The organism is Pontibacter sp. LHS1, from assembly GCF_058932855.1.
This window is the reverse complement of record NZ_JBZYWF010000005.1, coordinates 82,286-101,280: the sequence shown is the minus strand read 5'-3', so window position 1 is coordinate 101,280 and position 18,995 is coordinate 82,286. Positions and strand designations below refer to the sequence as shown.

Below are 18,995 nucleotides of genomic sequence, written 5' to 3'. Positions count from 1 at the left end.
CAACAAACTGATTTAAAACTATATAAATAAATTTAACTCATTCAACAAGAATTAACCTGCTCCCTATAATTCAATTTAATATATATACATAGTCTTTATTTATTAATAATTAAATACAATTTGTAATTCTACAGACATTACTCATATGCTATGTTATGCCTGTAGCTTCCGGCCGCACTCTTATCGGGTTTTTCCATTAATAACTTATGCACACTATAGCCGTAAAAAATACCGGCGTACCTTTTTTGGCGCACCTTAAATTTGTTCTTTTTCAAACCTAAAAATTAAGCAAAGCTATGAGAAGCTATGAAAACTTGGGTAGTAACCCATACAATGACAACTATAGGTCTGAGACCAGAGGCTCAGGCAGAAATTATTATTCAGGAGATTTTGATCCGACCAGCCGAATAAGAGGCTCCTATGGAAGCGAGTCATCAGGCAGAAGCGGCGATTCTTCCCGCATGGGTGGTTTCGGTAGCGGCCGCGATAGCTACTCCTCATCAGGATATGGCGGCACCTCATCTTATGGCCGCTCAGCTGGCAGCTCTAACTACGGCTCCGGTTCTTCTAACTACGGATCGGGCTCAAACTATGGATCTGGCTCAAACCGCCGTTATGGTAGCAGCGACTGGGACTCTTCTAATCGCTCTGGCGACCGTGACACATGGGACCGCGGTAGCGACGAAGTAAGATCCTGGTTCGGTGATGACGACGCTGAGCGTAGAAGAAGAATGGACGACATGCGCGATCGTGGTAGCGATAACTACCGCTCATCAAACCGTGGCTACAGTGGTTCCTCTAACTATGGTGGCTCGAACTACGGCTCGGGTTCATCCAACTATGGTGGTGGCTATGGCAGCAGCGGCAGCAACTACGGTTCCGGCTCGTCTAACTATGGCTCAGGTTCATCTAACTATGGTTCTGGTAACTATGGTAGTGGCTCTTCCAACTACGGTTCAGGCAATTATGGCTCATCAAGCTATGGTTCTGGCTATGGAAGCGGCAGCAGCTATGGTTCTTCAGGCTACGGCAGCAACCGCGGCTCTAGCGACTGGGATCGCGACAGAGACAGAGACCACGACAGAGGTTTCTTTGACCGTGCCGGTGACGAAGTAAAGTCATGGTTCGGCGACGAAGAAGCAGAGCGCAGAAGAAGAATGGACGAAATGCGTGACAGAGATAACGACAACGACTATAACAGTCGCCAAAGAACACACACCAGCTACGGTAACACCTACAGTGGACCCCCGTACTCTTATGGTTCGTCCTCACGCAGAGATTACGAATGGTAGTATGAAGGCAAACGGCTTATCAGTCGACGACCTGACATAAACCATATCATTAAAGAAAAGCCCGGCCAATACTGGCCGGGCTTTTTGCATGAGAAAAATAGTACAATTTATATATATCCTCCATTGACCTGTTTTCTGCTTCTCAGTAATTTCACCCCGATTAAACCAACCCATATAAACAGGTATTTCCTATGAAAAGACTCTTATTGGTTCTGTGCTGCATTGCACTTATGTCAGGCACTGGCTTCGCCCAACAGCTTGGCTTTAAAGGCGGCGCAACCTACACTACATTTACCGGCGCTGACACCGACAACTACAAGTACCGGGTTGGGTATACAGGTGGTATATTTCTGCAAAAGCACATCAACAACATGATGGGTCTGCAACTGGAGGCGCTCTATACCTCCAAGGGAGCCCGCCGCGAGATCTACTCGGGCAGCAGCCTGCAAACAGCCGAGGTGTTTAAGCTGAATTACATCGACATCCCTTTGCTTTTCCACGTATCCGCCAGTGGGGTGTTTTTTGATCTTGGTCCGCAAGTATCCTTTATCTACAATGCGAGTCATGTGCACGAAGCGCACTCCAGCAACGGCGATAAGATTGTGACAACCAAGCACAACATTTCAGACAACCCTTACACCATTGACTTTGCTTATGTTGGTTCCGTGGGCTACCGTGCTCCCAATGGCCTGGGCCTTGAAGTACGATACACCGGCGGCTTGAAACAGATAGATGATGAAGGTCCATTTGTGAATCGTGAGCGTCGTAATGCCGGCTTTAGCCTGATGCTAAGCTACCTGCTCGGCGGACGCTAGAAGCAACCATACCATATACCCTAAAGCCCTCCTACCAGGAGGGCTTTTTCATTCCAGGAAAACGAGATCAAAACTGGACTTTCGTTCTGCTGTTAAGGAACCTGGTTTAAATAGAGGGGCCCCTACCCCCTACTGTTCGAAACCTGCCAACCACCCTCTACCAAGTCAGTAAAGCCTATTTGAGCAAACCAGGACTGTCCCCTTGAGGGGACACTTTCTCTTACTGTAAAATCAGCCTTATTCGTGCAGGAACGCTTATTCAGCAGGTTTCGAACAGTAGTGGCCCTGCCTCCCCCGGAGGTAAAGCCGGTACTATTTGCGGGGGCAGGACTCCTCTTCACCTGGATCCTTTCAGGATGACAAAAGATAAGATATTTTGCTTTCTGATTGTCCCTAAAAAACAAAACCCCCGCAAGTGCGAGGGCTTTGTCCGACATAGATGTATGTGTTTGGGAAATTATAGGTAGTAGTTGTCTCTTTGTTATTTTCCGGCTTCCTGCAGCAGGCTATAAATGTGCTCGTACTTTCTGATCGAACCGTCGCTTTCCAGGGCGTTCAGGTCTTTGAGGTAACCTTCTCTAATATCATATACCAGACCGTAGAGTTTTGGCGGATCATCTGTCTGCATGGCATTCTGAATAATAGAAGTCTTGGACAGGTTGTGCACCTGTTCGATCACGTTCAGTTCAACCAATCGGCGCAGTCGTGCTTCTTCGTTCTCGATCGCCATGAACTCTTCTTCGTGCAGACGGATCACGTCTTTGATATTGCGCAGCCAGTTATCAATCAGTCCATACTGCTTGTTGCCGGCAGCCGCCGCTACGCCACCGCAGCCGTAATGACCACACACAATGATCACCTTTACCTTCAGCACTTCCACTGCATACTGCAGCACCGAGAGCATGTTCATATCCGTGTGCACCACCATGTTGGCAATGTTGCGGTGCACAAACATCTCACCCGGGCCTGTGCCCGAAATTTCATTGGCTGGCACACGGCTATCGGAGCAGCCAATAAAGAGGTAGCGCGGCTCCTGGCCCATGGCCAGTTTGTTGAAGTAGTCCTTATCTTCGCTGAGCTTCTGCTCTACCCACTTTTTATTATTCTCGAATATTTTCTTCATAGTTTTATTTAACCCTAGTGCATATCCAGCACCTGTACTTCTTCTACGTTTAGCACTTCCACAAATATACCGCGTTCGTGCGCTGTTTTCTTAAACTCGTGTATAGCCTCCAGCACATCGTAGTCGATATATTCAGAACTCGCCCCATCGATGATCACATGGCTGTTATCAGGCAGATTCTCCAGGGTCAGCACAATGCTAGCTTTGTTCAGGAACGACACGTGCTCGCTCAGTTTGATGCGAATCGTTTCTTTGTCGCGGTGCTCTTCTTTGTGGAAGAAGTAAGGCGACTTGTAGTTGGCCTTCAGGATGAAGAATACCCCCACAGCCAGACCAATCAGGATACCTACCAATAGGTCAGTAAACAGGATGGCCACGATCGTTACCACAAACGGAATGAACTGTTCATGTCCTAACTTAAGCTGCCCTTTGAACAGGGTTGGCTTCGTCAGTTTATAACCCACCATCAGGAGCACGGCGGCCAGTGCTGAAAGCGGTACCTGGTTCAGGAAGCCGGCCAGGAACAAGACAGACAACAACAGGAATATACCGTGTATGAAGGCCGACATTTTGGTCTTACCACCTGCGGCGACATTGGCAGAGCTTCGCACAATTACGGCTGTCATCGGGATACCGCCCAGCATACCTGCTATGATATTACCTACACCCTGTGCCTTCAGTTCGCGGTTGTTTGGGGTACGGCGCTTGTGCGGGTCAAGCTTATCAACAGCTTCTACACTCAGCAAGGTCTCCAGACTGGCAATGATGGCGATCGTAAAGGCGACCACGTAGAGCGAAGGGTTCGTTAACTGATCAAACGCAGGCAAGCGAAGCTCGTTCTGCAGTGCTCCTATACTGGAAATATCAGGTAAGCTAACCAGGTGTGTACCTGCTACAGCCAGTTCGGGGGAATAATTGAGGAACAAATAGTTGATACCGACAGAACCAATCACCACGATAAGGGCACCCGGCACTAGTTTAAAGAGCTTGATACGCTTCATAAATGGCTGCTCCCACAAGATCAGGATCGCAAGCGAGATGATACCAATGATCAGCGCACCTAGCTGTATGGCAGTGAAAGCATGGAGTATTTCAGAAAAAGTATTACGTCCGTCCGGCTGTAAGAAGTTCATTTCACCGAAGAAGTCATCATCGGCACCCATAAAATGCGGAATCTGCTTCAGAATAAGAATCAGGCCAATAGCTGCCAGCATGCCTTTGATAACAGAGGAGGGAAAATAAAGACCAATGACACCGGCTTTCAGGAAGCCCAGCGCAACCTGCAACACACCCGCCAGTACAACGGCCAGCAAAAAGGCTTCATACGACTGCAGGGTTTCTATACCGTTTAGCACGATCACCGTCAGACCAGCTGCCGGACCACTCACGCTCAGGTGTGACCCACTGAGCCAGGATACCACAAGACCACCTACTACACCGGTAATAATACCAGCAACGAGTGGAGCCCCGGAAGCAAGTGATATACCTAAACAAAGCGGTAACGCAACGAGAAATACGACGAGGCCAGCAGGAATGTCTTTACCCAGACTGGCAAAATAATCTGGCTTAGAAGAGATGTTTTTCATAATAAGGCGGAGAGTAAAATATTAGGTGAGCTTATAAAATAAAAGTCCCAACTCACATCCCTGCGCTGACCAACAGGCCAGCTGCAGGAACATAAGTCAGAATACTCACCTTATGTTTACAAATGTACGGGGGAGGTATTAAGCCAGTATTAAAACGGCATTAAAATGAAATTAAAATGCGTTTTTGGCCGAAATAAATCCGATTGCCTGTGGTAAACGCAAGGTCACGACTGTCCCTTCGTTTACACGGGAATCTATTGAAATGGAGCCTTTATGGAGTTTTATGATGCTTTCTGTCAAGGGTAGACCTATGCCATGACCCGTGATATTGCGCACATTATTTGCCCTGAAAAATGGCACAAATACATGCCTGAGGTCGTGCGGTGCTATACCTACTCCCTTGTCTGCAACCTGTAACACGACCTCCCGCCGGTCAGCGGAAAGCCGTACGGTGCTGTACTCTCCCTTCGGTGAGAACTTGGCGGCATTCTCCAGCACATTGACAATCGCGATCAGCAGCAGCGCGTCATTGCCCTTCACGATCAGGCGGTCTTCATCATCAGGTAGATTATCAAAATCTATGTTGAACAGCGCCCCCGGATGTCGCTTCAAGGCCTGCTCATGCGCCATCCACAGCAATTCATCGAAACGCAACTGGGATAGCTTGATTTTAGAAGTATCCACGCTCGCCTGGGCTATCTGCAGCAGTCCGTTCGACAGCTCGGCCAGCAAACGGGCATCTTCGAGGGTCGAGGCCAGCACCCGCTGATACTCATCTTTCTCACGGGGTTTCATCAGAGCCACCTCTAACTCACCGATCATGGCCGTAAGCGGCGTACGCAGTTCATGGGAGGCGTTCGAAACAAAGGTGCTCTGCATTTCAAAAGCCATCTCCAGCCGGTCCAGCATCTTGTTAAAAGTCTGGGCCAGGTGCGACAGCTCGTCTTTGCCGTCCGCATCGCTCAGGCGCAGGTGCAGGTCAGAGGCGCTGATCTTCTCTACCTCGCTCACCACCTTGGTAATAGGACGCAGCGCTTCACGGGCAAAGGCCCAGCCCGCCAGCAGGATCACGACCATCGAACCCAGAAAACCCACGATCAGGATGATCTTGAGGTGCTGCAGCTTCCGCAAACTGTAAGCATCCACCGAAGATGAGAGCACAATAAAATCACCCTCATTGTCTTCGTAGAGGATGCCCACGACCTGGCGTTCGTCCTGTGTGTACTGCACCATGCGCTCCTCCTTCACTCGCTCCAGCACCTCAGGCGCCACTTCCAGCTCTCCATCTCCGTCTGAGAAAAACAGGCTGCCGTCCTGCCGGTAAATGCTCACCTTTTCATAAGGAAGCACCCGGTAGTACCGGATCTGATTGCTGCGGCGTGCCCTTTCGCTCACCTCGTCAGCCTCCAGTATATGGGCGGCCGTGTCATAAGCCCGGCCTTCGATGCGCTTGTAAAAGTCGTCCTGCCGGTAGAGGGAGGTGAAGTAATAGATCACCAGCGAGAACAGGACCAGGATCAGGGCAAATATACCTGCAAACTGCAGGGTCAGTTTACTGCGAATGGTCATGCGTCGTCCTCCTTGAGCACATAGCCCATGCCCACCAGGGTATGGATCAGTTTACCAGGAAAGCCTTTGTCTATCTTTTTGCGCAGGAAGTTGATGTATACATCGATCACGTTGCTGCCCGTGTCAAAAGAGGTTTCCCATACGTTTTCGGTGATATCGACGCGTGACACGACGCGACCGCGATTGCGGAGGAGGTAATGCAGCAGGGCAAATTCCCGGGCCGTGAGGTTGATGGGCTTTCCGCCACGAGATACCGTCTTGCTGCTCAGGTCCATTTCAAGGTCTGCGATGGAGAGCTTCTCCCCTCCCCCGTTATCGCCTGACCGGCGGGTAAGGGCACGCAGTCGGGCCAGCAGCTCCTTGAACTCGAAAGGCTTGGTGAGGTAGTCATCCGCCCCGGCATCCAGTCCGGTGATCTTATCGTCTGTGGAACCAAGCGCTGTGAGCATCAGGATCGGGACCTGCGATTTTTTCTTCCGGATGGCCTGGCAAACTTCCAGCCCGTTCATGTGCGGCAGAATAATGTCCAGTATAATGAGGTCGTACTCGTTTTGCATGGCCATCTTCAGGCCAAAATTACCGTCGTAGGCCTGCTCCACTTCATATGACTGTTCTTCCAGACCCTTTTTGATAAAGGAAGCTACTTTGGGTTCGTCTTCTACCAGCAGTATTCTCATATTCCAGTCACCGTTTACGTGTTTACCCGGACAAGATACGACTAAAACGCTACTGAGCCGTCCGGCAGCTTGCAGTTGCGCCAATATCTGTATATTTTAGATGAAGACAAACAGTTTATGGCACACGATCATCACCATCACGGAGGCCACGGCCATCACCATCACCACGGAGGCGACAACATCAAGGTGGCTTTCTTCCTGAACCTGGGCTTCACCGTGATCGAGGTATTTGGCGGACTCTGGATCAACAGCATGGCCATCCTTTCGGATGCGCTGCATGACCTGGGCGACTCGCTTTCACTGGGACTGGCCTGGTATTTTGACCGTCTCTCCCGCAAAGGCAGCGATCAGCAGTACTCTTACGGGTATAAACGCTTTTCGCTTCTGGGCGCTGTTATCAATTCGATCGTTTTATTAATTGGTTCAGGTGTCGTGCTCTGGGTTTCGATCCCGCGCCTCTTTAACCCGGAACCCGTGCACGCACCTGGCATGATCGGATTTGCTATACTGGGCGTGCTGGTGAACGGAGCGGCTGCCTTGCGCCTCAACAAGGGAGAGTCGCTGAACGAACGGGTGGCCATGCTCCATCTGATGGAAGATGTGTTGGGCTGGGCGGCCGTACTCGTAGGCGGTATTCTACTCTATTTCTTTGACTGGCCCATTATCGACCCGCTGCTCTCGTTGCTCATCACCTGCTTCATACTCTACAATGTGGTGCGCAACCTGCGCAAAGGACTCCAGATTCTCCTTCAGGGCACTCCCGCCAACATCAGTTTGCAGGAAGTGCGCCGACGACTGCAACTTCTCCCTGAAGTGCGCTCAGTGCATGACCTGCACCTCTGGACGCTGGACGGCATGAGTCATGTACTGACCATGCACGCCGTCGTAAATCAAAACCTGAACTTAGAAGAGGCACACGGTGTGAAGCAGCGCATACGCGATACCATGCAGGACGCGCACATAGACCACGTAACGGTAGAACTGGAGATGCCGGGGCAGGAATGCAGCCAGGAGCACTGCACCCCGGATGTACCTAATTCTGGTTAAGCAGCACCGCCTGGCGCACCAGGTCGCTGAAATACTCTTCATCTATGTCCTCTAGCGTACGCAGCTTGATGTGTGGCAACTGCCCATTGCGGCTAACCAGACGCTTATTGGGGTCATCAAGTTCTTTTCCGCGGAAAAAGCCAAAATGAAGTCCGCTACGCGAAGAGGCGAAGTAGCATACGGGGCCGTAAAAGAAATAGCAGGGATTTTCCCAGCGCACACACTCTTCCAGGTGAGCAGCCGTCTGGCTGATGATGCGGCGTACTGCTTGCGCTAATAGCTGTTTCTCAGGTGTAAGTTTGTCGATGTATTCATCGACCTGGTTAGTGGATATCTTGCTTCTCATACAGGGTATGTATCGGCCTGAGTGGCCTGAGCCGTTAATTTACAGCTAAATATACATATCTTTTAATATTGGAGCAAAAAATCTATCACTGCTTATGTAAGGGACTCCTTGTACCAGTGCCATTCACTGCGTACTATCGGGTAGGTAAGCCTGTCTTTCACAAATACTTATACCTCAGGTATAGGATCAGGCCATTTCCAGATGCTGCAATAACCTTTCTTCTAATTCGTCGAGCTGGCAAAAGCCGCTGGTGAGTAGCTCCGGCCCCATGCCTCCTTCCATGTAAACGCTGGGCAGGTTTGTAACCCCCAGCATCTCGACAAACTCAAATTCCTTTTCGGTCGCGTCAATGATCTCCTCAGCCTCAAACAAGGTATAGAACAGGTTTTCCTGGATGCCAAAAGGACGTACCACATGGGCAAGCACCTGCGGATCAGCCAGATTCAGGCCATCGGCATAAAAGGCCGAGTGCATGGCCCGCAGTATCTCAAGGGTGAGGGCAGGCCTGAGGCGACGCACCACATGCAGGGCACGGCAGGCGGGCTCTGTATCGTACACAAAGTCTTCCCGCAGAAACAGGCTGTAGTTAAAGGGCAGACTGGTACGCTCCTGCACCCGGTGCCAGCTCACCGCCAGTCGCTCCCGCTGCTCACGCGAAATAGGCTCGCGGGCAAAGGGATGAAGCCCTCCGGCAACGACTTCCACAGTCAGCCGACCATGCCATAAGGCGCGCAAACGACGAATCACATGTGTGAAGCCGTAGCACCAGGCGCACATGGGGTCGGTCACGTACAGCAAAACCGGATTGTAAGGACTGTTGGTCATAGGCAATTTTTACACTTTCCTTAGGTTTTACCCCAATGCCGGCAGATAGGTTCAGGCATAAATCATCTTTATGGTCATGCCGCCGTCTATCACTAAATGCTGCCCTGTGATAAATCCCGCTTTGTCGGAGCACAGGAAGAGCACTGCTTCGGCGATGTCCTGCGGCTCCCCTACCCGGCCTACCGGGTGCTGCTCCTTGTCCTCGCGGGTATGCTGCGGCTCGTAGCGATTCTTTTCCTTTTGCCAGGGTCCGGTTTCGATCCAGCCGGGTGCGATGGCATTGACCCGGATGCGGTCAGGCGCCAGACTCACGGCCAGGGAATGGGTGAGCGCCTCCAGTCCGCCTTTGGAAGCGGAGTAGGCGAAGGTATCGGGTTCTGACATGAAAGCGCGTGTGCTCGTGATGTTCAGGATGGCTGGATGCGCTGATTTGCGCAGCAGCGGCAAACCATATTTGGCACAAAGCATGGGCCCACGCAGGTTCACCGCCAGCACCCTGTCAAATTCGGACATCTGCATTTCATCCAGATTGCCAATAAAAGGATCGGCTATACCTGCGTTGTTGACTAGCACGTCCAGCTGACCGTGCTCCTCCTCCACCTTTTGCATCAGGGAAATCACCTCGTGTTCGACGCTCACGTCGCAGGGTATAAAGCCTGCAGTTAGTTGCCGGGCCTGCAGGCGCTGCAAGGCCTCTTGTCCTGCTTCCTCATCTGCATCTGTCAGCACGACGCGGGCCCCCGCCTGCGCAAAAGCCTGCGCTATACCCAGGCCTATACCCTGCGCTCCGCCCGTAACCAGTACTACTTTATTTGTATAATCTGCTGTGGCCATACGTTCTGTTTTATCTCTCTATACCTGTCTGCACCCAACAGCAAACCCGCTGCCGGGCAGGTGCTATACCTGGCCACGCAGCGGGTTTGCTTTGCTGTGCCTTCCGGCTTATCTTTTCTCTAGCTGGCGCTTAAGTTTTTCTTCTACGTTCTTCAGCAACTCATACCAGTTATCGCCATTGTCTTCGGCAAAAGCGTCGGTACCGGGTATACCTACACGCATGCTCAGTTTCTTGGTGTCAGTAGCGTGGTTCGCCTCTTCCTTGAAGTACACGTCCACAGAGTCTATCTTCTTGGCGTGACGCTTTAGTTTGGAAATGGTGTTGCGAATATGCTGCTGTACGTCATCCGAAATCGATATGTCTACAGCCTGTACATCAATCTTGATTCCTTCGAAATTCTCTGTATAATTCATGTTCTGTCTTATAAATATGGTATAATATGGGAAGCTTTGCTCTGAGCATCCCGGTGCTGAAATTAAACGGTCGCCTGCCATTAAAGTTTACGCTGACAAAGTGCTCTGCGAAGCAACATCGCCCCGGCACCGTTCGTTTTTATGCATAATCACCCAAGGTTTACCGTTATGCAAAACTTACCCATCAATTGGCTGACAGAAGGATTGCTTGACTTTGAATACAAAAAATACCGTCTGCTGGCCTACCTGCAGACCGTCCGGTCCGAGTTTGGGCAACAGCGCCTCTACCCTGTCTTTTCTGATCTGATCATGCACTACCGTAACCTGCAACAAGTGCGCGAACACAAAAAGCTGGTATACGAAACGTTTCCGCAGCAAATAACCCGCGCCGATTTTGAGAAGCTGGAGCTGGTGTATGAAAAGATTGTGGAGGACGACGAAACCATGGCCCAGATCGAAGAGGTGATCCAGTATGCCGCGCCGCTTTTCAAGGAGGCCGTCAGTGAAGGCAAGGAGCTGTATGACTTTATAGAGCGGCACCTCGAGATCAATCCGGTGGGTATTACGCCGATGTACTTCAACGAGGGCTACCTCTTCCTCGACGCTTTTCCGGGCAAGGAAACGCAGGTATACGTATACCGCATCACGGTTTTTGAGAACACCTATGAGAAGTACCGCGGCATCAACACACAGCTGGTCCGCACGGTGCGCCGGGGTCTGGCCCAGACGCACGAGAACCTGAAGGTACAGCTGGTCAAAGAAAACCAGGAGCTCCCGAACCCCGCTACATTTGTGGTCGTGGCCAAGGTCCCCTGCCCGCTCGACAATGCCCTGCTGCCCATCGCCAAACGATCGCTGGTGAAGTACGTGACGCGCCTGGCAGCCTGAGCCGGACTTGGTGCAAAGGGTATAAATTTATACCTTCGAACCTCAGAAAAAGAAACACAGCACCATGGAAATCAACCTCACCCGCGTAGACCAGGACTATCACTTCGAAGCCAGAGGCGCAGCCAATGTCGCCATTAACATAGATGCCAACCCCGAAATTGGGGGCCACAACGAGGGTGCCCGCCCAATGGAGCTCATGCTGATGGGCTTGGGCGGCTGCAGCGCCATCGATATTATCAGCATCCTCAAAAAACAGCGCCAGCCCATCGAAAGTTTTGATATCAATGTGAAGGCCGAGCGCCAGAAGGTAGAGGAGTTTAATCTCTTCAGCACCATCCACATTCACTTCACCCTGGGTGGTCAGTTGGACGAGGACAAAGTACGCCGTGCCATTGAGCTCTCACTGGAGAAATACTGCTCTGTAGCCGCTATCCTTTATAAGACAGCGACGATTACCCATTCTTTTGAGATTGTGTAGTCACCCCACCCCGGCCCTCCCCTTTTAAAAGAGGGCCCCTACTTCCAAAACAGGGGAGGGAACTGGGCACGATTAACCCACCCCTACCCCCTCCCAAGAGGGGAATTGGGAACGATTGTCATCCCCCTGCCCCCTTCTTTATCGAGGGCACCTACCCCCAAGGGGGACTTAAGTAACTGCCAGTCCTAAGATATAAGCTCTGTAGTTTTGGTTACACACCACTGGCAGGTATAGCAAGAGTAACTTGCACGCCAGCTATGAAACAGACACAGGTGCCATGTGCACTTTACGGCGCTCCACTGTTCGAGCGTTCAGCGAGTTTGGAGCGTCTTGATTTTTTTGCCTACTTTTTTTATCAAGAAAAAAAGTAGGGCCCGCCCGGCTAGGGCAAGCTACAAAGCAAATAATGTTGCTATACCAACAGCCGCCGCTACGCCAGTTACAAACTGGCCTCATGCAAAACCACAAGTTGCGCTAACGCTAAACTTGCGGTATGAAAAAGAAACAGTAAACTCGCTGGACCTATACCTATACCTGGGCCAGAGACCTCACCATAGTAGACACGGGCGTGGACGCTCGCGCCATAAAGCAATCCCCCCTGCTATACCTAACAAACCACCTTTCCCTCCACCAACCTCTCCTATTTACCGACGAATGGCTGATAGGCTATATTCGGCTATTCATATAGAAATGCGACGCCTTGGTATATTCCATTTTCGGGACTCAAAATCTTGCTTTTCCTTTACCATAGAGATTTATTACAGAAGACCGGAAATATGAAAAGAGAACGTATACACCAACTCGAAAAAACTATGAAAAAGAGCCTGCTGCTCGCCCTGCTGGGACTGAGCACGGTGCCGGCTCTCGCACAGGCGCCGCAGGCTGCCCCGCAACAACAGGCAGCCTCCGGCATGGCCGTACCGCGCGGCAACGCTACCATCGTGGGTATTGTGCAGGACGCTGACACCAAAAAACCAGTGGAGTTTGCTACTGTTGCGCTGATCAACCTGGCAACGGGCAAACCAATTGACGGGGCCATGGCTGACGACAAAGGCCGCTTTACCATCAGCAAGGTAGGCGTAGGTAAATACAGGCTGCAGGTGAGCTTCCTGGGTTATCAGCAGAAGCTGGTGGAGGATGTGACCGTGAGTTCTGACAATGCCAGCGTGAATGTGGGTGCCGTGGCCATTGCCTCTGATGCCAAAAAGCTGAGCGAGGTCGTGATAACAGGTGAGAAGCCGCTGGTAGAAGAGAAGATCGACCGCACGGTATACAATGCTGAAAAGGATATCACGAACTCGGGTGGCAACGCAGCTGACGTGCTGCAGAAGGTACCGGCCCTTTCGCTGGATACAGACGGCAATGTGCAGCTGCGCGGTAGTTCTAACGTGCGCGTACTCATCAACAACAAGCCGTCGGCCATCATGGCGGGCAGCGTGGCCGATGCTCTCAAGCAAATCCCGGCCGACCAGATCAAATCGGTGGAAGTGATCACCAGCCCTTCTGCGAAGTATGATGCGGAAGGTACAGCGGGTATCATCAACATCATCACCAAAAAAGACGGTGGTCTGCAGGGTGTAACCGGTTCGTTTGCAGCCACGGCAGGCACGCGTAACAGCAACGCCAACGCCAGCCTTAACATCCGTCGCGGCAAACTGGGCATAAACGGCACCTTTGGTGGCAACATGTTCTATAACCACGGCAACATGAGCAACACCATCCTGGCTGGCAACACGACCAGCTTCCAGTCTGGTAAGACCCGCATCAACGGCTCGTTCATGAACGCCCTGATCGGTTTTGACTACGACCTCACTCCTAAGAACAACATCTCGGGCAGCATCCGCACCAACGGCGGTACTTTCAAAATGGAGAATGACCAGGAGGTGAGCAGCCGCGAAGGCAATACCCTGATCCAGGACTTCCGCAACGAGATCCGTAACCGCAACGAGCGCATCGGCACGGACTATAACCTCGACTATACCCGCACCTTCAAGAAGCCCGGCCAGGAACTCGCGATCCTGTCGCTCTACTCGGTTACCAATACCGACAACGACATTCGCCAGGACTACCTGAACGAAAGTGAAAACCCATACCTGCTGAAGCGCAACCTGAACGAAGGCGCCAACAAGGAGCTGACTTTCCAGGCGGACTATACCCATCCGTTTGCCAACAAGACGATGCTGGAACTGGGTGCGAAATCTATTTTCCGTGATGTGGAAAGTGACGCCCTGTACCGCGACATTCTGAGTTCCGGTGACGAAACACGCCGCACCGACGCCTTCTTCTATGAGCAGGATGTGTACGCTACTTACATGACCTACGGCTTCATGCTGAAGAAAAAGCTGAACGTGAAAATGGGCGGCCGCTACGAGTATACAGACATCAACGCTGACCTGCAGGGAGACAATGACTACAGCCTGAACTACGACAACTTTATACCTAGCGTGGCCCTGTCGTATAATCTGAAGCAGAAGCATACCTTCCGCGCCAACTTCACGCAGCGTATACAGCGTCCTTCCCTGTTCTACCTGAACCCGTACGTGCAGGAGCAGACCTCCAACACCCGCGTGCAGGGTAACCCGAACCTCGACGCCGAACTGACCGATCTGTTTGAACTGGGCTACAGCACCTTCTTCAAGACTACTTCACTCAGCGTGACCGGCTACATGCGCCTGACGGATAATGCGATCGAAACGGTGGCTACCATCGAAAGAGAGACAGACACCAACGGCCTGCCTGTGGACGTGACCACCCTCACCTTCGACAACATCGCCAAGAACAAAACCTATGGGGTTAGCCTGTTCGGAAATACCAAGCCGACCAACAACTGGACCATTGGTGGTAGCTCCAACATCTATTATGTAGACCTGAACGGAAAGTATGCCAGCAACAGCGGCTGGATGTACAACATCAACGCTAACTCGTCTTATACCTTCGGCAAAGGTATATCGGCGCAGTTTAACGGTGGTTTCAACTCCCGTCGCATCCAGCTGCTGGGTGAGTTTGCAGCTTTCTCGTATCACACCATCGCGATCAAGAAAGAGCTGTTTGACAAGAGAGGCGGTATCAGCCTGGGTCTGGACAATCCGTTCAGAGAGAGCATGCGCATGCGCAACGATGTGCGTGTGGAGGAATCACCGACCAACCCAAGAGCCTATACCCAGCAGATCCGCATCAACAACTTCAACCGCGGTGTGCGTGTGAGCTTCAACTACAACTTCGGCAAGATGGAGCAGCAGCGTCCGCCTAGGCGCAAGAAGAGCATCCGCAACGACGACGCCAAGCAGGGCGACAGCAACGGCATGAACTAAAACCTAAAACCCTTAACCAGCAAAAAGCCCTCCTGTCATGAGGGCTTTTTGTTTTGGTATAACAGTTGTCCCGGCAACCTGGTCGGGCTGCTCAGGAAGTGGGTATAGCCGCTCTTGCTGAACGGCTCCCCCTTTCCATCCGTATATCAAGGTATAAGATTTATGGAATTTAAAGCCTAAAATACGATGAACGAGACAGAATATAGAACCAGAGGAAACTGGAACGAAATGAAAGGTAAGATCAAAAAGTCTTACGCAGACCTGACTGAAGACGATCTGACTTACCAGGAGGGACAGCAGGACGAATGGCTGGGCAAACTCCAGCAAAAAACCGGCAAAGCCAAAGGTGATCTGAAAAAGTGGATTGACTCTCTTTAGGCTAAAACAGGGATTTAACACCCAAAAACACCCCGCACCGGCTACGGCCTGCTGCGGGGTGTTTTTTTATATCCGCACATTCGTGCACCATGTTATAACAAATAGTGCTTTTATTTTAATTAAATATATCCTATATTCAACGAAACTAACCTAATCACCTTTAAACTACATGTTGAATTATGGGAAAAAAACTACTATCCATCATTTTACCGCTTATGGTGCTCTGGTCCGCCAGCGCCTTTGCCCAGGACAGGGCAGTTAGCGGTAAGGTGACAGAAGCCTCGTCAGGCAATGGCCTGCCCGGGGTGAGTGTTGCCGTCAAAGGCACAACCATCGGCACTGCAACTGACGCGGAGGGTAACTACCAGATCCGGGTACCCGATGCCAATGCCACCCTCGTGTTCCGCTACCTGGGCTATACCACCCGCGAGGCAGTGGTGGGCAACCAGAGCACGATCAATGTGAGCCTCCAGACCGATGCCCGTCAGCTCGACGAGGTGGTGGTGACCGCTCTCGGCATTGAGCGAAGCGAGCGCTCCCTCGGCTATGCCACGCAGCAGGTGCAGGGCGACAACCTGACCTTCACCAAAGAGCAGAACGTGATCGGCTCCCTCGCCGGCAAAGTGGCCGGTGTGCAGGTACAGGGCTCTTCGGGCGCCAGCATGGGCGGTACCCAGAAGATCAAGATCCGTGGCGTTAACTCGATTGCCGGCGTAGACCAGCCGCTGATCGTAGTGGACGGCACCCCGATCTCCAACGCCAACTTCGCCGGTGCCGACCAGGCCGACTACGGTAACCTGGCCCAGGACATCAACCCGGAGGATATTGAGTCGGTGAACGTGCTGAAAGGCCCTGCTGCCTCGGCCCTTTACGGTATCCGCGGACAGTATGGTGTGATCATGATCACCACCAAGAAAGGTCAGAAAGGCCCTAAAAAAGTAAGCGTGCAGCTTAACTCTGCCTTCTCGGTGGAGCGTGCCGTCAACTTTATGCCGATGCAGAACATGTACGGCGGCGGCTCGAGCCAGACCTGGCGCACCCTGCCAAACGGCGATAAGTATGTAGACATGTCCGTAGACGAAAGCTGGGGCCCTAAAATGGACGGCACACCGGTTCGCCAGATCTTCAGCTTCTACCCGCAGGATCCGGAGTATGGTCAGCTGACCCCTTTCGTACCGCATCCTGACAACATCAAAGACTATTACGAAACAGGCTATAACCTGAACAATGGCGTGACCATCACGGGTGGCAACGAGAACAGCACCTTCCGCCTGAGCGTAAACGATACCCGCATCGAGGGTGTGGAGCCGAATACCTGGCTCAACCGTAACAACGTGGGTGTGAGCGGCAGCCTGGACCTGTCTAAAAAGCTGACGGTATCGACCAACATCAACTATGCCCGCAACAATGCCCAGCGTCCTTCACAGGGCTCTGAGTATGGCGCCCGCTACATGGTGCAGTGGTTCCAGCGCAACATCGACATGAAGCGCATGAAGAACTACCGCTACGCCGACGGCACTTTCCTGAACTGGAACCTGCGCCGCCCAAGCACAGCTACCGGTGAGATCACCAACTTCAATCCGCTGTACTGGAACAACCCTTACTTTGAGGCATACGAGAACATCAGCAACGACAACCGCGAGCGTGTGTTCGGCGACGTAGGCCTGACCTACCAGATCCTGCCTGACCTGAAAGTGAGCGGCCATGTGCGCAACGACAGCTATACCCAGAACATCGAAACCCGCCAGGCTTTCGGTGGCAGAAGAGTACCTCAGTTCACGACAGGTAAATACCAGGGCCGCGAAACGAACTTCGAGTTGCTGGCGCAGTACACGAAGCAACTAGGTGATTTCTCGCTCAACGTGAATGCCGGCGGTAACCTGTTCGACACCCGCTACACGGCGCTCTACATGGGCTCGGTAGGTGGACTAGCCACACCGGGCTTCTACCACATCGACGGCTCCATTGACCGCCCTACTACCAACCAGACGCTTCGCCGCAAGCAGATCCGCAGTATGTACGGTATGGCCTCGGTGGGTTACAAAGACACCTACTTCATCGACGCTTCCATTCGTAACGACATCTCTTCTACCCTGCCGCCTGAAAACAACTCCTACTGGTATCCATCCGTGTCAGGTAGCATGGTGTTCAGTGAACTGATCGACTGGAACCCGCTATCTTTTGGTAAGATCCGGGCCAGCTACGCACAGGCAGGCTCTGACCTGAGCCCTTATTTCACCACACCTTTCTACAACGTAGGCACCGTGTATGCCGGCAGCCCGACTGTTAACACGCTGTCTGTGCCGGACAACCTGAACAACCCGCACGTAAGACCTTCTTTCGCGCACGCTTACGAAGCCGGTTTAGACCTGCGCTTCCTCAATGGCCGCATAGGACTCGACCTGACGCTGTACCAGTTGAAGAACAAAGATCAGATCCTGCAATTGCCTATATCAGGCACCAGCGGGTATAGCACCACCACGATCAACGCCGGTCTGATTCAGAACAAAGGTATAGAAGTAGTGCTCAGCGGCACGCCAATCCAGACGAGTAACTTCACCTGGAACACGTCCTTCAACGCGAACCGCAACCGCAACATGGTCGTGGAGCTTCACCCGGATGTGGACGTGCTGACGCAGTACTCTACTACCTACTCTTCTGTTACTTCCTACCTCAACCACTATGAAGGCAAGCCTTATGGCAGCCTCGTTGGCCAGGCTTACCAGCGTGACCCTGCCACCGGACAGAAACTGATCGGTGCGAACGGCATGCCGCTGTATACCGACGCGACGCATGATTTCGGCACGGTGCAGCCTGATGCGACAGGTGGCTGGCAGAACATCTTCCGCGTGTGGAAATTTGACCTCTCTGCCATGATCGACTACCAATTTGGCGGCCAGTTCTTCAGCCGTTCTAAGATGCTGGCAGTTCGTACCGGTCAGGACCTGATCACAGTGGCGACCAACGACCGCGGTGCGAACGTGCGTGATCCGCTGGAAGAAGGCGGTGGTGTGAAAGTGGAAGGCATCTACGCACCGGGCACGATCGTGGGTGGTGTGGATGTGAGCGGCCAGCCGGCCTCTAACTACGTGAACGCCCAGTCTTACTACAACACCGTGGTAGGACGCCGTGTGTACGAAGAGTGGCTGTACGACGCCTCTTACATCAAATTGCGCGAACTGCGCCTGGGCTATACCCTCGACAAGTCTATGCTGGGCCGTCTGCCATTCCAGAGTGTAGGCGTTGCTCTGATCTCCCGTAACGTAGCACAGCTGTGGCAGAAAGCCCCTAAGGGCATCGACCCGTCTGAGATATCAACCGGCTCTCAGTCCATCAGCTGGTACGAGTCAGGTATGACCAACTCTGTGCGCTCTTACGGCATTAACCTAAACATTACTTTATAAGGAAGATG

16 protein-coding genes are annotated in these 18,995 nt (G+C 52.1%); 8 read left to right on the top strand and 8 right to left on the bottom strand.

What is annotated here, in order from left to right:
• Positions 1 to 296: 296 nt before the first annotated feature.
• Complete coding sequence (locus tag AC5FXQ_RS11690; RefSeq protein WP_493602607.1) at positions 297 to 1,292, top strand: SWFGD domain-containing protein; 996 nt, start codon at positions 297 to 299, stop codon at positions 1,290 to 1,292.
• Positions 1,293 to 1,483: 191 nt separating this feature from the next.
• On the top strand, positions 1,484 to 2,107 hold the full coding sequence (locus tag AC5FXQ_RS11685) for a porin family protein (protein ID WP_493602606.1): 624 nt from the start codon (positions 1,484 to 1,486) through the stop codon (positions 2,105 to 2,107).
• A 481-nt stretch (positions 2,108 to 2,588) separates the two neighbouring features.
• Here AC5FXQ_RS11685 and AC5FXQ_RS11680 read toward each other — a convergent pair whose 3' ends face one another.
• The 4 genes from AC5FXQ_RS11680 to AC5FXQ_RS11665 all read right to left on the bottom strand — a co-directional run bounded on the left by AC5FXQ_RS11680 (position 2,589) and on the right by AC5FXQ_RS11665 (position 7,062).
• Complete coding sequence (locus AC5FXQ_RS11680) at positions 2,589 to 3,230, bottom strand: carbonic anhydrase (protein WP_493602605.1); 642 nt, start codon at positions 3,228 to 3,230, stop codon at positions 2,589 to 2,591.
• 14 nt (positions 3,231 to 3,244) lie between these two features.
• Complete coding sequence (locus AC5FXQ_RS11675; protein ID WP_493602604.1) at positions 3,245 to 4,816, bottom strand: SulP family inorganic anion transporter; 1,572 nt, start codon at positions 4,814 to 4,816, stop codon at positions 3,245 to 3,247.
• A 171-nt stretch (positions 4,817 to 4,987) separates the two neighbouring features.
• Positions 4,988 to 6,385 (bottom strand): ATP-binding protein, encoded by a 1,398-nt coding sequence (locus AC5FXQ_RS11670; protein WP_493602603.1) that lies wholly within the window; start codon positions 6,383 to 6,385, stop codon positions 4,988 to 4,990.
• Positions 6,382 to 7,062: a response regulator transcription factor gene (locus AC5FXQ_RS11665; protein WP_493602602.1), complete on the bottom strand. Its 681-nt coding sequence runs from the start codon at positions 7,060 to 7,062 to the stop codon at positions 6,382 to 6,384. Before AC5FXQ_RS11665 ends, AC5FXQ_RS11670 begins: the two co-directional genes overlap by 4 nt.
• 117 nt (positions 7,063 to 7,179) lie before the next feature.
• Between AC5FXQ_RS11665 and AC5FXQ_RS11660 the strand changes: the two genes are divergently transcribed.
• Positions 7,180 to 8,109: a cation diffusion facilitator family transporter gene (locus tag AC5FXQ_RS11660; RefSeq protein WP_493602601.1), complete on the top strand. Its 930-nt coding sequence runs from the start codon at positions 7,180 to 7,182 to the stop codon at positions 8,107 to 8,109.
• Here the strand turns inward: AC5FXQ_RS11660 and AC5FXQ_RS11655 are convergent.
• From AC5FXQ_RS11655 to hpf, 4 genes are all read right to left on the bottom strand, one after another.
• Complete coding sequence (locus AC5FXQ_RS11655) at positions 8,096 to 8,455, bottom strand: DUF1801 domain-containing protein (RefSeq protein ID WP_196115841.1); 360 nt, start codon at positions 8,453 to 8,455, stop codon at positions 8,096 to 8,098. The two genes, AC5FXQ_RS11660 and AC5FXQ_RS11655, sit on opposite strands and share 14 nt — an antisense overlap.
• Positions 8,456 to 8,641: 186 nt before the next feature.
• The gene (locus AC5FXQ_RS11650; protein ID WP_493602600.1) at positions 8,642 to 9,280 is read right to left on the bottom strand and encodes a DsbA family protein; all 639 of its coding nucleotides are present in this window, start codon (positions 9,278 to 9,280) and stop codon (positions 8,642 to 8,644) included.
• Between the two features lie 51 nt (positions 9,281 to 9,331).
• Positions 9,332 to 10,114, bottom strand: coding sequence for an SDR family NAD(P)-dependent oxidoreductase (locus AC5FXQ_RS11645; protein WP_493602599.1), 783 nt, complete (start codon positions 10,112 to 10,114; stop codon positions 9,332 to 9,334).
• Between the two features lie 108 nt (positions 10,115 to 10,222).
• Positions 10,223 to 10,528 carry a ribosome hibernation-promoting factor, HPF/YfiA family gene (gene hpf, locus AC5FXQ_RS11640; protein WP_493602598.1) on the bottom strand — a complete coding sequence of 102 codons (306 nt, stop codon included), beginning with the start codon at positions 10,526 to 10,528 and terminating at the stop codon, positions 10,223 to 10,225.
• A gap of 168 nt (positions 10,529 to 10,696) precedes the next feature.
• Between hpf and AC5FXQ_RS11635 the strand changes: the two genes are divergently transcribed.
• From AC5FXQ_RS11635 to AC5FXQ_RS11615, 5 genes are all read left to right on the top strand, one after another.
• Complete coding sequence (locus tag AC5FXQ_RS11635; protein WP_493602597.1) at positions 10,697 to 11,416, top strand: hypothetical protein; 720 nt, start codon at positions 10,697 to 10,699, stop codon at positions 11,414 to 11,416.
• Positions 11,417 to 11,480: 64 nt separating this feature from the next.
• On the top strand, positions 11,481 to 11,894 hold the full coding sequence (locus tag AC5FXQ_RS11630; protein WP_493602596.1) for an OsmC family protein: 414 nt from the start codon (positions 11,481 to 11,483) through the stop codon (positions 11,892 to 11,894).
• An 812-nt stretch (positions 11,895 to 12,706) separates the two neighbouring features.
• Positions 12,707 to 15,205, top strand: a complete 2,499-nt coding sequence (locus AC5FXQ_RS11625) for a TonB-dependent receptor domain-containing protein (RefSeq protein WP_493602595.1) — start codon at positions 12,707 to 12,709, stop codon at positions 15,203 to 15,205.
• A 186-nt stretch (positions 15,206 to 15,391) separates the two neighbouring features.
• Positions 15,392 to 15,583, top strand: coding sequence for a CsbD family protein (locus AC5FXQ_RS11620; RefSeq protein ID WP_493602594.1), 192 nt, complete (start codon positions 15,392 to 15,394; stop codon positions 15,581 to 15,583).
• A 179-nt stretch (positions 15,584 to 15,762) separates the two neighbouring features.
• Positions 15,763 to 18,987 (top strand): SusC/RagA family TonB-linked outer membrane protein, encoded by a 3,225-nt coding sequence (locus AC5FXQ_RS11615; RefSeq protein ID WP_493602593.1) that lies wholly within the window; start codon positions 15,763 to 15,765, stop codon positions 18,985 to 18,987.
• Positions 18,988 to 18,995 lie beyond the last annotated feature (8 nt).

Coding starts and splice junctions, on each gene's coding strand:
- AC5FXQ_RS11630 (WP_493602596.1), top strand. CDS start 11,481: ATGGAAATCAACCTCACCCGCGTAGACCAGGACTATCACTTCGAAGCC.
- AC5FXQ_RS11655 (WP_196115841.1), bottom strand. CDS start 8,455: ATGAGAAGCAAGATATCCACTAACCAGGTCGATGAATACATCGACAAA.
- hpf (WP_493602598.1), bottom strand. CDS start 10,528: ATGAATTATACAGAGAATTTCGAAGGAATCAAGATTGATGTACAGGCT.
- AC5FXQ_RS11620 (WP_493602594.1), top strand. CDS start 15,392: ATGAACGAGACAGAATATAGAACCAGAGGAAACTGGAACGAAATGAAA.
- AC5FXQ_RS11665 (WP_493602602.1), bottom strand. CDS start 7,062: ATGAGAATACTGCTGGTAGAAGACGAACCCAAAGTAGCTTCCTTTATC.
- AC5FXQ_RS11690 (WP_493602607.1), top strand. CDS start 297: ATGAGAAGCTATGAAAACTTGGGTAGTAACCCATACAATGACAACTAT.
- AC5FXQ_RS11660 (WP_493602601.1), top strand. CDS start 7,180: ATGGCACACGATCATCACCATCACGGAGGCCACGGCCATCACCATCAC.
- AC5FXQ_RS11675 (WP_493602604.1), bottom strand. CDS start 4,816: ATGAAAAACATCTCTTCTAAGCCAGATTATTTTGCCAGTCTGGGTAAA.
- AC5FXQ_RS11615 (WP_493602593.1), top strand. CDS start 15,763: ATGGGAAAAAAACTACTATCCATCATTTTACCGCTTATGGTGCTCTGG.
- AC5FXQ_RS11685 (WP_493602606.1), top strand. CDS start 1,484: ATGAAAAGACTCTTATTGGTTCTGTGCTGCATTGCACTTATGTCAGGC.
- AC5FXQ_RS11650 (WP_493602600.1), bottom strand. CDS start 9,280: ATGACCAACAGTCCTTACAATCCGGTTTTGCTGTACGTGACCGACCCC.
- AC5FXQ_RS11670 (WP_493602603.1), bottom strand. CDS start 6,385: ATGACCATTCGCAGTAAACTGACCCTGCAGTTTGCAGGTATATTTGCC.
- AC5FXQ_RS11645 (WP_493602599.1), bottom strand. CDS start 10,114: ATGGCCACAGCAGATTATACAAATAAAGTAGTACTGGTTACGGGCGGA.
- AC5FXQ_RS11625 (WP_493602595.1), top strand. CDS start 12,707: ATGAAAAAGAGCCTGCTGCTCGCCCTGCTGGGACTGAGCACGGTGCCG.
- AC5FXQ_RS11680 (WP_493602605.1), bottom strand. CDS start 3,230: ATGAAGAAAATATTCGAGAATAATAAAAAGTGGGTAGAGCAGAAGCTC.
- AC5FXQ_RS11635 (WP_493602597.1), top strand. CDS start 10,697: ATGCAAAACTTACCCATCAATTGGCTGACAGAAGGATTGCTTGACTTT.